Genomic DNA, 13,335 nt, shown 5'->3' with positions numbered 1-13,335 from the left:
GTAAAGTTGCTGTTGCCAGCAGACAATATATGATTCCTCGCTCCACGGGCCTCTCTGATGCGGGACTTCTTCGTTCCGTCAACCAAGATGACTACCATATCGACCCTGATGGGCGATTTTTCATAGTTGCTGATGGCATGGGAGGCCATGCAGGAGGCCAGGAGGCCAGCCAAATCGCCACTCAGGCTATCCACACCTATCTCAACGAGCATTGGCATTCCGGCGAGACTTGCCAAGCGTTATTAGAAAAAGCCTTCTTGGAAGCAAATCAGGCGATTCTACAAGATCAATCTAATCATCCAGAACGCTCAGATATGGGCACGACAGGCGTTGTGGTGATGTTTCGCCAACAGCAGCCTTGGGTCGCTCATGTGGGTGACTCTCGCCTTTATCGAATGCGAGGGGCAACTCTAGAGCAAATAACTGAGGATCATACTTGGGTGGCACGGGCGATGAAAGCCGGGGAGCTGACTTCCGAACAAGCTAAAATGCACCCGTGGCGTCACGTATTGTCTCAGTGTCTGGGTCGTAAAGATTTGCGTCTGATTGATATCCAACCGCTGGATGTGCAGGCAGGCGACAGACTGCTGCTGTGTAGCGATGGACTCACCGAAGAACTCTCCGATCAGTTGATTGCAACTCACCTCAAGTCTACCTCCTTGAAAAATGCAGCCGCCGCCCTTGTCGAGTCTGCTAAAGATAAGGGGGGCAGAGACAATATCACAGTGGTGCTGGTAGCGATTGACGGCGCGAGTGAGAAGGAATAGCGATCGCGGGGCGCGAGACTTTAGACAGTCCTAGCCGATACAGCAATACTTTAGAGTCGCTTGAGACGTCTTCTTTTTCTCACGGAACGATTTCCCCCAGATATGGGCGGGTTAGCGAGTAGTGCGGGGCGCATCGCTGCCGCCCTCTGCCAGTTGGGCATTGAAGTAGACGTTGTGGCGTGGAGTCGTTACTTGCAACCGGGAGAAGTCCGGAGTTCAGATGTTGCTAGCGGGGCAACCGGGCACGCCGAAAGTCAAAATTTCCAAATCATCAAACATCTCAAAGTCCATCGGGTGGGGCTATATCGCCACTGGGATATGACGATGCCCCATACGCTCAACGTCCTCGACTGGCTGCATCAGTGCCGTGGGTACGATGCTGTTTGGGGGCACTATGTCTTCCCCAGTGGTTTCTTAGCCACTTGGTTTGCAGCGACAAATGGACTTCCCAGCACCGTAAGCGCCCGTGGGAATGATATCGATCGAGCCATGTTTCCACCGGGGGACTTTGCGCGACTGCAATGGACGCTGTTAAACGCCCGTTTGATTACGGCGGTGAGTGCTGATATGGCGCGAAAGATTCAGCTACTCGCCCAGCGGGATGATGTGATGGTTTTGAAAAATGGCGTCAACGAGCGGGTATTTTCGCCCGCCATTGTCGGGGCAACTCATGAATCATCCCTTCTCAGAGCATCTTTGGGCATTGCCCCTGATGAAGCGGTACTGGGATTTTCCGGGGAATTGCGAGAAAAGAAAGGACAGCAGTTTCTGCTGAATGCCTTAACAACAGTCCGCGCCCAACGTCCTGCCTGTTTATTAATTATCGGGGAAGTGCGGGCGTCTCAAGAAGCGGCACTACAACTTTATGCGACTCAGCATCCAGAAGACGCGAAGCGGATTATTATCACCGGACATTTAGAGAGTCCTGCGGCGGTAGCTGGGCATCTGCGGCTGTGTGATGTCTATCTGCAACCGTCCGTGTGGGAGGGGATGCCGAATGCGTTGCTAGAAGCGATCGCCTGTGGTTGTTGCTGTATTGCCAGCGATGCAGGTGGGATTCCAGAGGTGATTGAGCATGGAAAAAGTGGATTTTTGCTGCCTCGTTCCCAGTTACATCGACTGGGTGAGGCGGTGCTGGAGTGTTTAGATTTAGAACCAAGTGCTAGGCGTCAGATTGGGATGGCAGGGCGCGATCGCATTCTCGCTGAATTTTCTCTAAAACATGAAAACCGGCGGCTTCAAACTGTTATCGATCGTTTAATACCAATTTCTTCATAAGCTGCCACCAAAGCATCACCCGCGTGTTTCCAAGTGTAATCATTCTCGATCTGCTGACGGGCATTCCTCGCCAAATTTGTTGCCAATTCCGGTTCTATTTTTAACCTCAGCAAGGCATCTTTAATTGCCTTCGCGGAACCCGGTTTAACCAGCAGGAAATGCACCCCATCCACACCCAATTCTCTCACCACTGGTAAATCGCTAGCAATCACCGGCGTACCTGTCGCCATTCCTTCCAAAATCTTTAAAGGACAACAACCCTGAACCAGATTTCGGTCATTCGGCGTCAATGGAGCCAAAATTACATCAGCAGCATGGATTTTTTGGACGAGTTCCGCTTGCGATACAGGGTCTAAAATAGTGAGATACTCTGCTACTCCCAACTTTAAAGCTAGCTGTTTTAAGGCTAAAAGCTGAAAGTCACGAGCCTGCCCAATTACTGTCAATTCAGTAGGAAAATCGCGGACAGCAAGTGCCAGCGCTTCAACGGCAAGATTGACCCCTTGCCAAGCGGAAAACGTACCGAAATATAACAGGCGAAACCGAGGCTGAGCCTTTCTTGAATCATTTCCAATCTGTAGGGGTGGGGTTTCCTCCTGATAACAAATATTTGGATACTCTACATCCCTAAACTTTGAAGGACAATATGTAAATACATCTAAATCAACTCCATTGGGAATGACGCGGATTTTTGATTCGGGAACACCTCTTGTTTGGAGATAGTTTCTGGTGACGAAACTAGGTGTCAAAATTAAATCTGAGGCTTCTAGACAAATTTGTTCTTGTGTCTTCAATTTATGCAACAATTCCCGATCATCTGCCACTGCTGGATAGCGATACTTGAGTTCAATGGATGGCAATCCATTGACTTCAAAAATTAAGTTATTACATATTTTTTCTTTATTCAGCGCAATGGGAAAACCTTCATAAATAGAACGGATATGCACCGCCTCAAACCACTTATTCTGCCACCAACTGCCCAGCATGGCACGGAAATACAACACTCGGTTAATGAGCGTATCTCCTAGCGCAGGTAACATAGATTGGATAACATGGGGTGATTCCCGCTGATTCGCCGCGTAGGCTGTCGGGGAAACTGTCACTAGCTCAATGTCAGCAAAAGCATCTGCCAAAGCTTGAGTAAAAGCGGCAATATGAATTGCGGCTCCCTTGGGCGCTGGTACGGTATCGAAAGAAATGTAGGCTATTCTAGAATCGTTCATCAATTAGACCATGACTCAATTTTGCCATAAAATTCTAACTTTTTGTAACAATAGTTGCCACTTCTGAGAATGCATCTGCTATCAAAGCGGTTGAGCGTGATTTGATGTAAGCGATCGCTACCTTACGTAATACCCTATTCATTGAGATTAAATTTTTTTTACAAATGCCAATAAATTTAGAAAAGTTTCGCAAAGATTTGACTTATTCTGTGACTGCTACTATTTCTGATATTGTCAAAGACTTAAGTGAAATAGCAACCCTAGATAGAGCCTCAGAGGCAAAGCAGGCAGAGTTTGGTAGTTTGGCAACTAAATGTGTTATTGGGGCGATTAGTTCAATTGTTCTAGCCTTCATTTTAATGATATTTGTAGGAGAACTGCGAGATAGTTTTCAATTATTTGGAACCCTTTTAATATTCTTATTATTTCTGGCTGGTATTGGATGTACAATCGTAGCAATTTATGCAGGGATAAGGCGGAGTAAATATAGGCGATTGAATCTCCCAAATCATCGCTATGAATTAACGAAAAAAGTTTTGGAAATGCTGGAGCGAGATGTGGATAAGGAAGCTAATGTCAGTGTTCATTTAGTTCTCAGTCCAGCTAATCAAAAATCTAAGCTAATTAAAACAGTTGAGCATCCTTTGAAGTCAGGATTTAAGATAGATATTTTCCAAGATGATTGGCTAAAGATGGAAGGACAATTTTTAGATAAAACTCGTTTTGTAGTAACAACTTCTGAGCTAAATCAGACCGCTTATGGATGGAAGCGTTCTATGAGTGGCAAATCAAAATACAAAACAAAGTCGAAAGCTAAGGGATTAGATATCAGTTTAAATTTAACCTATCCGCCACGACGGTACGGAGCAATCAAAGTTTTGAACAATGAAGTAGTGAATGCAGTAAAACTTCCCCAAATGACTAAGGTAAAACGGATGAGAGTGACGGATAAGGAGATAAAATTGGTCGTAAAAATGCCACCTTCTATGTTCTGGGATCAAGAAAAATTGTATCAAACTATCACGATGATGTTTCTCAGCCTTTATCAAGTTCTAAATTTAGCTCGGATGCTATCTAAAGCAAAGTAAGTAAAAACAAAATAGTATTTAGTTTGTTTGCAAAAATCCAGAATTTTTATCTTGCAAACTGTTGCTAAATAAAGAAGTAATTTAGGTTGAAACTTTGAAGTATGAATAAAATGAGTAGAACATTTTTTTCGGGCTTAGCTTTGGCAGCAGTAATACTGCTAGGTTCTTGCGGTAATTCTGTTAAGCAGGCACCGGAAGTATCTACAACATCTAGTCCGCAAATATCCCCAGTCGCCCAGAATAATAACCCGTCATCGGTGGCTACCAGTACAGATAAAATCAAATTTAAACAAGAGGGTGGGACGGAAGATTTTGCCCTGAAAACAGAGGCGGATGGAGCTAAATTAGTTGATGGCAAGGACAAAGAATTAGCTCGATTTAATGTTGATAATGGGGGGAAAGTAAAAATTAAGAATCCTACCGATAAAGTTTTAGGCTATGTTGTAACAAAAGACGGCTACTGGAAGATTGAAAACGCAGATCAGACAAAAGAATTGTATATTCTGCGAAGACAGAATGATGGAGATTACAAGTTAGAAGATGGGGCGAATAAAGAAATTTACAGAATTAAAGCGCGGGACTATGGTTTTGAAATTGAGTCACCGGATAAACAGTCGCTTTATAAAGTAAAAGTAAAAAATGGGAAAGTTTCTCTGATAAATGCAGCCGAAAAACCAGTTTTTTATACAAAATCGCAGGTAAACCCAATTGCGATCGCTAGTTTCGGATTCGACGTTTTAAGCAAAGAACAAAAAGCCGCTTTAGCTTATGCAGTTAATCGTTCGGGAGGGAAATAACCCTTGCAAATTCAACTGAGTTGGATAGATCCAGTCACCGGCGAACGACGAGAACCCGTGTTAGAGACGCCTGTCGCCTTGGGTCGAGAATTTGCCTCAATGCCCCAAGAAATTGATGGCAATCGGGTTGCTAGAATTGTGTTAGCCAACGAGCAAGTAGCTGAATATCATGCTCTAATTGATGTAGCGAATGGCGAGTTAATCGTAGTCGATCAAAATAGCAGTACCGGCACCTTAATTAACAGCGTCAGGTTGCCCAGTAGTACGCTAATAGATGGCGATCGCTTGCAAATTGGTTCCTACGAAATTCAACTCAACCCCAGAAGCAGAGAAGCTACCAGTTCATCGGGAATCGGTGCAAGTGGAGAATGCGATCGCATGGTAGGATTTCTCTTCAAACGCTGCTGCGGACGCACCACAAACATCGGCTGTCCTTACTGTAGTTACCCGGATAATAACCCCTATTACTACGACTATTCCTATTACTCTGGATATGGTAATTATAATCGCGGTTATTGGGGCAGCAACTACTATGACAACCGCGATCGCTATTATTATGACTCTGAAACCGGCAATGTAGATTTCACCGAAGCAGACAATATAAGTTTGGAAGGGGAAATGGACGCAGATTTTGAGATAGATATGGGGGCAAGTTAAATTTTCAACGCAGAGGTACGCCAAGAAAAAATGATTCCTTAGCGTACCTTTGCGTTCTTTGCGTTGAAAACTCAAAAAATGGCAACTTGGTTGATCTATGCTTTAGGAGGTGGTTGGGGACATCTTACCCGTAGCTTATCTCTCGGACGAATTGCCGCCCGTCATCATCGCGTTAAAATTCTTACGAATAGCCCTTATGCAACTTACTTGCGCGATGAGAGTTGCGATGTGCAAGTAATTGCACCTGACGCTGGTTTTGCGGCGACTTGCGAACAAGTGCGGGATGTTTTATTAAACACCCAATACGACTGTTTAATTGTCGATACTTTTCCTCGCGGGTTGGGTGGTGAATTGGCAGATATTTTGCCCCAGTTAAAGCACATTCCCCGAATTTTAATTCACCGCGATATTAGCCCAGTCTATATTCACCGCTTCGCGTTGCGCTCTTTTGTTGCAGAAAACTTTGATGCGGTTATTGTACCGGGAGATGGAGAAGATTTGCCGCTAGCAGATTTACCAATTGTGCATTACACCAGTCCCTGGTTAATTCGCAATGCTGAGGAACTGCCGGATAGAATGAAGGCGCGATCGCTACTTGGTCTGAATTGCGATCGCCCTGGCGAATATAATTTGCGGGTACACAAACAAAGCCCACCGGCGCGGGTTAGAGAAAAGATTATCCTTGTGTGCGCCGCCGGACAAGCTTCCGAATTATCTTTCTTTGGTAAGTTATCAACTCACCTGAATCAAGCTTTTCCAGACGCGGCGGTGCGTGTCTTAGCACCCATTTGTCCAGAGGGATGTCCGCCGCAGTTATGGGTGTCTCACTCGCCGGGAATTGAATGCCTACCGGCGGCTGATATCGTTGTCGGCGGGGCTGGTTATAACACGGTTTATGAATGTGCTGCTGTGGGCGTCCCGTTAGTCGCTTTTGCCTTTAAGCGACTGTATGACCGTCAAAATGTGAGGGCTTTACGATGCGCCTACTGCGTGCAAGAGATTCATGAAGCGATCGCTACTGTGGCAATGCTGCAAAATCATGTATCCAATCGCCCTGTGGATTATCCTAATGGTGCTGTGGAGGCAGTGCGGCTAATTGAGAACCAATTTACCTGAGCGCACAGATTCCCATTATAAAAGTATACCTCTCAAAACAATTTTGAAAAGTATAATTTGATACAAATAATCAAAAAAAACGATTAGGCGATCGCGGCTTTCCAACTCGCTAAATCGGCAAGGGCGCGATCGCGGTAAACTCCATATCGCTCCTGCTTATTGCGAATTCGAGTCGGTAGTTCCGGCAAAATCCCGAAATTAGGCGGCATCGGTTGAAAATGCTTTGGTGACGCCGAACTAATAAATTCAAACAGCGCCCCCATCATCGTCGTTCCCGGTAGCGTTAGCGGATCTTTCCCCAAAGCCAGCCGCGCCGCATTCGTCCCCGCCAGCCAGCCACCCGCCGCCGCTGCCGTATAGCCCTCCGTTCCCACCAATTGCCCCGCCGCTAGTAACGTAGCGCGTTTGTGGAATTGCAAACAAGGCTTTAACAATTGGGGCGCATTGATAAACGTGTTGCGGTGCATCACGCCCAGCCGCACAAACTCAGCATTTTCCAGCCCTGGAATCAGCTGAAACACCCTCTTTTGTTCGCCCCAGCGCAAATTCGTCTGAAATCCCACCAGATTCCACAACTGCCCCGCCTTATCTTCTTGGCGCAACTGCACCACCGCATAAGGACGTTGCGACTGATTTTCTGGGGCGCGGAAATCGCCTTTACGGGCATCAAACAATCCCACCGGCTTCAACGGACCATAGCGCATCGTATCTTCCCCCCGCTGCGCCAGTTCTTCAATCGGCAAACAAGCTTCAAAAAACTTAGCCGTTTCTCGCTCAAAGTCCTTCAGTTCCGTCTGTTCAGCCTTGCAGAGTTCCTGCCAAAAGTGGAGATATTGCTCCCGATTCATCGGGCAATTGAGATAAGCCGCGTCTCCCTTGTCGTAACGAGAAGCCAAGAAAGCCACATCCTGGTTAATTGATTCTCCCACCACAATCGGGCTGGCGGCATCGAAAAAGCTCATGTATTCCATGCCCGTGAACTGCTGCAAATCTTCAGCCAAATCGGGACTGGTGAGAGGGCCAGTGGTGAGGACGACAATCCCTTCTGTGGGGATTTGGCGCAATTCACCGCGTCGTAACTCAATCAGGGGATGATTCGCTAGCGTTTCTGTCAATTCGCGGCTAAATACGCCCCTATCCACCGCCAAGGCACCCCCAGCGGGAACCGCGTGTTCGTCGGCTTTATTGATAATCATTGAGCCGAGACGACGCAATTCTTCATGCAAAAGACCGGCGGCGCGATCGCTCGACATCGCCCCAAAAGAATTACTGCACACCAGTTCTGCCAAGTGTTCTGAGTGATGGGCGGGGCTAAACCGCAGCGGTCGCATTTCGTGCAGCACCACCGGCACACCCGCATTAGCAATTTGCCACGCCGCTTCTGTCCCCGCTAAACCACCACCTATTACATGAATCGGCTGTTTTTCCATCATTTTTATTTGTTTGCTAATGGCTAATGGCTAATGGCAATTACCAATTAAGTAGACAGACTTAATTATTTGTAGGATGGGTAGAATGTTGGGTTTCGTCCCTCAACCCAACCTACAAAACGATCGGGTTTAATTGAGTTCTTTTACTTACCCGATCAAACCTTCAACAACTGCGCGAGACTTCCTGGAACTGGCAATAGAATGCTCACTAAAAGCGCCAAAGCCAACAATCCCCAGAAATCGCGCTTGTTGTCAAGTTCGCTCACATCATTCAGCGCCGGTTCATCAGAAACTGGCATCAAGAATAAGAATATTGCCCAATAAAACAAATCCGGCTGAATCAGAGACAATCCCAGCATCAACAGCCTGCTAATTTGACCAATCATCGCCCCAGTTCGTTGTCCAAACATGGCGTGGACAATGTGACCGCCATCCAGATGTCCCACCGGCATCAACTTAAACGCCGTCCACACAAAACCGATATAAGCCGCCACTCCCACTGGGTGAAGCTTGATTGCCATGTTTGCGGTCAGTTCAGATCCCAGTGCCCATTTACTCAGCAAAGTTAATAACAGAGAAAACCGGGGATTCAAAGAAGTGAAGTTTAAGATACTCGACTGCTCCGACAAAGCAACCACATCCGAGTGCGCCAATCCCCAAAACAACAGCGGTAACGTCACCAAAAAACCAGCGACGGAACTGGCAATGCCCAGATCGAATAACGCTTTGCGGCTGGGTACGGGCGATCGCCGCCCAATAAACGCTCCAAACGTGCCCAGGAAAAAAGGTACGGGGATAAAGTAAGGCAGCGTGGTGCGAATTTTGTAATATTGGGCACTCAGGTAATGACCCAGTTCGTGGATGCCTAAGATAGCCACCAATGCCAAAGCATAGGGCAGTCCTTTTAACAGCAAAGCCGGGTTAGATTGCAGGGCGGCGTTAGAAACTTCTGCAATTTCCACCCCCACTAAAGTAGTGGTAAACAAAGTCACGATCAGCAGCCCTAAGGCTAAAGCCGGTCGTTTTAAAGGTTCGGTTTGCTCTTGTGCCTGCGGGTGAGCTTGGGGATTGGGAACCAGCGCAAAGAACGGACTCCCATTCAAACCTTCTTGAAAGACAACAAAGAAGCGATCGCCAAATAATCTCTCAATATTCTCCCGAATTGTCTGGTACGCCACCTCCGGGTTAGTTCGCAACTTGCCGCGACAAATCACCGCTTGGGGTCGGTAATCGATGTTCTGGAGGTAATAGATAGACCAGGGAAAGCAATTGCGAAGATTGGTTTCTTCCGTTTTATCAATCGGACGAACGGTACTCCCTGCGTCGCCAGCAGAGACAGGCTGTACCTCAGATGGATTCTGAGCTTGGTTTTCCGCCACCATTTCTTGCGGTTTTGGCGGCGGGGTAAAATCTCGACGACCCCACTGAATCAGCAGCCAGTACAATAACGGGCAAATGATAAACGGGGAAATCTCCAAAACTGGCGGCATTCGCTTATCTTCACCGTAGACCAGAATCCAGGCACTCCAAATGAATGCCGGTGTCATCATCACCATCCACAAAAGCCAGACTGGGGTTCGGGTGATGTTGGCAACACTGCGCTTCACGATGAAGTAAGTAACCAGTCCTAATAACAGTAGGAGCAACCAGAGTTCCATGATCTAAATCTGAATTGGTCTACAGGAGAATTAACTGGCTAGCAATTAGCCATTTTCCAGATTGGCAATTAACGTGCCAGCCAATTGCTTAAATGAGCAAAGTGCAAGTAGATTCTCCAGAATACAGCGCCACCATCCCGACTGATAACCCCTCGAAGGAACAGCCGCATCCGGCACGTAAAACTTCAACGCGCTGTCCTTGACACCATTTGTGCCTCTCCACCCAATCGGGACACATTAGATGGAACACCCCATTCCATTGTAGAAAACCCAAGGGATATCCCGATCGATTGTTTTGAAGGTTTCCAGAAAAGGCAGTCGGGAGTCGGTAGATTTCATCCATTCCCGGCGATCGCTCATCCCTTACCACCTCAATTGGGATTTTGGGCTAGAAGATAGACCACGAATACCGTTCCCGCGTCTACCTCCGAATGGAAGCTAATCGTGCCGCCGTGCATTTCCACCAGCTGGCGAGTCAAAGCCAATCCCAACCCAGTCCCTTCGTGCTGCCGATTCAGAGAGCTATCAATTTGTTGAAACGCCTCAAACAAAAGATGCTGTTTCTCCATCGGAATCCCAATTCCCGTGTCTGCCACCTCAATCATCGCCCGGTTGCCCTCATACTGCATCCGCAGCCATACCTCGCCCCCAGGCGGTGTGAACTTTACCGCATTCGAGAGTAAATTCAGCAAGATTTGCCGCACGCGCCGTTTATCCCCCCAAAATTCATCGGCGGGAGGCAACCCAGCAAAATCCCCCGTTAGCTTCACCTGTTGGACTTGAGCCTTTTCTTGCAGCAGTTCCAAACTTTCAATCCCTACCTGACCCAGAGAAAACTGACTGAGGGTTAAAGACGCCTTACCGGATTCAATCTTAGACAAATCGAGAATATCGTTAATCAGATGCAACAGGTGCTGTCCGCTATTGTGAATAATCTTGAGATATTCTTTCTGTTTTCCGCTCAGTTCGCCAAAATACGGTTGCATTAAAGCGGAGGACATTCCAATTACAGACGTGAGCGGTGTCCGCAATTCATGACTCATGGTTGCTAGAAACTCAGTTTTCGCCTGAGAAGCTGCATTCGCGGCAGTCAAGGCATCTTGCAACTGCTCGGTTCTCAGAGATAGCGCCTGCTTCGTCTCCACTAGCTCCGTAATTTCACGGAAAGTCCCCAAGCAAGCATAAACCTCGCCATTGGAGTGCTTCAGCGGCACTCTGAAAGTGTCGAAGTGGTGAATCCCATCTGGGAAAACCAGCGTTTCCTGTTCGTGTAGCGTTTCTCCCGATTCAAAAACCCGCAAATTTTGTTTAACAAAAGACTTGGCAATCAGAGGCGGGAAGCATTCTAGAATCGACCGATCCTGAACGGCATATCGATTGTCAAACCCCATCCTTTGAGCAAAAGCATGATTGCAAAAGCGCAGACGCAGATTCTCGCGCTCGACCACAAAAATGTAGTCTGGGTGAGCGTCAAAAAAACTTTCCAGCTCAGCGGTGCGCTCTCGCACCAAGGCTTCTAGAGTTTGGTTTTGCTCCTGAATTTGTTGGTAAAGGGTTGCTTGGTAGATAGCGATCGCCAGTTGGTCGGCAACAGTCGTGATAAACCTTAACTCCGACTCGTGCCAGTAGCGGGGAAATTGATCCTGAGCGAAGGTTAAGCAGCCCCAAATTTTTTGCTGCCGGTGAATCGGCACCATCAACCAAGCGCCAGGATATTTTGCCGCTAAAGAGCGACTCATAGGGTCATCCACCAAGCGCGTATCGCTCACCTGGACAATCTGTAAATTCCGCAGCGATCTGGAACAATAGTTTTTTTGATCGGGAACGATCAAGTTCATAGCTGTGAGAATATCAGCATGAGCGCGATATTCAGTCAGCGGCTTCCAACACCGCTGCTCCTCTAAATACTGAAAAATCAAACATCGGTCTGCCACCAAAAGATGTCCCAGTTCCAGCGTCACCGTTTCAAAGATATGGGACAGTTCTAAAGAAGCCCGGATTTGGGCAACCAGTCGATTTAATAGCGCCGTATGAGTAATCCGTTCCTCTGCTTGCTGGTAAAGCGTTGCCAGGTTGTGTCCTCGCTCTACCAATTGCAGCGCCAGATGCAGTAATTGCCGCTCTCCCGGCTGCCATTCCCGCTTCTCATCCCATTGCTCAAGCACCAGCAAACCAACGAGTCCAGACGCGCCGTGTAGAGATGCCATCTCTCGCGGCTCGATTTCCTGCGGGTGTGTATGCAACCAGGTCAAAAAGACAGATTGGGCAGCCGTCGAGCCAATGTTTCGCTCAGCCGCCCAAGGGTTGCCCTGATGGTGTTTGAGAAGGCAATGTTCGACATTTGCCCATTCAGGATATTGAGTTTGCCGCGCCGAAACGGGGATAGATGAATCGTGAGCGATCGCACTCCACAGGGTACGCTCATCTTTGGCGCTATAGAACCCAATTAAACACCGACTAACCCCAAAAGCCTCTTGAATCAACACCGCCGAGCGCTGCAAAATTACCTGCGCTCCCTGGCTTGACCAGCTAATGCGTAGCAGTTCTTGCAGTAACTTTTCTGGCTGTTGCCAACTCGGCATTAGAGCGTTGGGAATGGGGGATTGGGCAAGATTCGCCTGGGTTCCCGGCTCCCTAGATAAGGCGGGTTTAGTCCGAATGTCGGTTGGAGAGGCAAGAATTATGGCGTCTTTCCGGTTGTCGGTTAAACTCGCCCCGGCACTGCTACAAGCATCTGCTGCTGCTTTTCCTGGCGTCTGAGTGCTAATTTGACTGGTTAATATAGCACTCACCAGCGTTGATGTGAATTCGCTCTGCAAGCCTGGGAGATTGGGTTGAGGGCACCAATCGGCAATGGCTCGCTCGAAAAGAGGGGAGATTTCTGGGGTTAAGTGCAACCCGCGCGGAATTTCGGCGCAAATGCTGCCCAAAATCGCCGGATCGAATCCAAAACACAGCTCGTAAGTATTGGCGTTTGCTGCTGAATTCTCAGTGGCTTTGTAGCTGTGCAACATCACATTGAAGCGATCGCCCAGTCCCAAAATCACCAACGAGGGCACCTTGCTTTTACTCTCTGGTGTTGACCCCAGGGTTCGAGTTAACTTCCGCAGCTTCAACGAACAAGGCAACCATCTGCGTTTATTCTCACAATGGGTTGCCGATGGCTCCCCCATTGCCAGATTCAAATAACAGTTGTGCGAAGTCAGCAGCTCCGGCAAACCCAAAGCACCGGCTTCTGGGGATGCATACCCCCACCGCTCTCCCTTTGATCCTCTCTCCGGGCACAGATCGCTCGGAGTAAAGTCAGACTTACTCACGGCG

The 13,335-nt window shown here is 47.8% G+C and carries 12 protein-coding genes; 6 read left to right on the top strand and 6 right to left on the bottom strand.

What is annotated here, in order from left to right:
• Nucleotides 1-29 precede the first annotated feature (29 nt).
• Nucleotides 30-767, top strand: a complete 738-nt coding sequence (locus tag AC2VDX_RS11385) for a Stp1/IreP family PP2C-type Ser/Thr phosphatase (protein ID WP_378180175.1) — start codon at nt 30-32, stop codon at nt 765-767.
• Between the two features lie 60 nt (nt 768-827).
• Nucleotides 828-2,045 (top strand): glycosyltransferase, encoded by a 1,218-nt coding sequence (locus tag AC2VDX_RS11380; RefSeq protein ID WP_378180172.1) that lies wholly within the window; start codon nt 828-830, stop codon nt 2,043-2,045.
• On the opposite strand, the gene AC2VDX_RS11375 is transcribed toward AC2VDX_RS11380, so the two are convergent.
• A complete protein-coding gene (locus tag AC2VDX_RS11375) occupies nt 2,006-3,268 on the bottom strand; it encodes a glycosyltransferase family 4 protein (RefSeq protein WP_378180169.1) in 1,263 nt (420 codons plus the stop codon). The two genes, AC2VDX_RS11380 and AC2VDX_RS11375, sit on opposite strands and share 40 nt — an antisense overlap.
• A 164-nt stretch (nt 3,269-3,432) precedes the next feature.
• Between AC2VDX_RS11375 and AC2VDX_RS11370 the strand changes: the two genes are divergently transcribed.
• The 4 genes from AC2VDX_RS11370 to AC2VDX_RS11355 all read left to right on the top strand — a co-directional run bounded on the left by AC2VDX_RS11370 (nt 3,433) and on the right by AC2VDX_RS11355 (nt 6,926).
• On the top strand, nt 3,433-4,356 hold the full coding sequence (locus tag AC2VDX_RS11370) for a hypothetical protein (RefSeq protein ID WP_378180166.1): 924 nt from the start codon (nt 3,433-3,435) through the stop codon (nt 4,354-4,356).
• A 101-nt stretch (nt 4,357-4,457) separates the two neighbouring features.
• Nucleotides 4,458-5,153: a hypothetical protein gene (locus AC2VDX_RS11365; RefSeq protein WP_378180163.1), complete on the top strand. Its 696-nt coding sequence runs from the start codon at nt 4,458-4,460 to the stop codon at nt 5,151-5,153.
• Nucleotides 5,154-5,156: 3 nt separating this feature from the next.
• Entirely contained in the window at nt 5,157-5,810 is a 654-nt protein-coding gene (locus AC2VDX_RS11360; RefSeq protein ID WP_378180160.1) for an FHA domain-containing protein, read from the top strand.
• Nucleotides 5,811-5,888: 78 nt separating this feature from the next.
• Complete coding sequence (locus AC2VDX_RS11355) at nt 5,889-6,926, top strand: UDP-N-acetylglucosamine--LPS N-acetylglucosamine transferase (protein WP_378180157.1); 1,038 nt, start codon at nt 5,889-5,891, stop codon at nt 6,924-6,926.
• Nucleotides 6,927-7,009: 83 nt separating this feature from the next.
• Here AC2VDX_RS11355 and trmFO read toward each other — a convergent pair whose 3' ends face one another.
• From trmFO to AC2VDX_RS11330, 5 genes are all read right to left on the bottom strand, one after another.
• On the bottom strand, nt 7,010-8,356 hold the full coding sequence (trmFO, locus tag AC2VDX_RS11350) for an FADH(2)-oxidizing methylenetetrahydrofolate--tRNA-(uracil(54)-C(5))-methyltransferase TrmFO (RefSeq protein ID WP_378180361.1): 1,347 nt from the start codon (nt 8,354-8,356) through the stop codon (nt 7,010-7,012).
• 155 nt (nt 8,357-8,511) lie between these two features.
• Nucleotides 8,512-10,014 carry a site-2 protease family protein gene (locus AC2VDX_RS11345; protein ID WP_378180154.1) on the bottom strand — a complete coding sequence of 501 codons (1,503 nt, stop codon included), beginning with the start codon at nt 10,012-10,014 and terminating at the stop codon, nt 8,512-8,514.
• Nucleotides 10,015-10,059: 45 nt separating this feature from the next.
• A complete protein-coding gene (locus AC2VDX_RS11340; protein WP_378180151.1) occupies nt 10,060-10,203 on the bottom strand; it encodes a hypothetical protein in 144 nt (47 codons plus the stop codon).
• Nucleotides 10,204-10,251: 48 nt separating this feature from the next.
• Nucleotides 10,252-10,374: a hypothetical protein gene (locus tag AC2VDX_RS11335; protein ID WP_378180148.1), complete on the bottom strand. Its 123-nt coding sequence runs from the start codon at nt 10,372-10,374 to the stop codon at nt 10,252-10,254.
• An 11-nt stretch (nt 10,375-10,385) separates the two neighbouring features.
• On the bottom strand, nt 10,386-13,331 hold the full coding sequence (locus tag AC2VDX_RS11330; RefSeq protein WP_378180145.1) for a GAF domain-containing sensor histidine kinase: 2,946 nt from the start codon (nt 13,329-13,331) through the stop codon (nt 10,386-10,388).
• Between the last annotated feature and the right edge of the window lie 4 nt (nt 13,332-13,335).

Source organism: Coleofasciculus sp. H7-1 (genome assembly GCF_057473865.1).
This window is presented reverse-complemented; position numbering and strand designations above follow the sequence as displayed.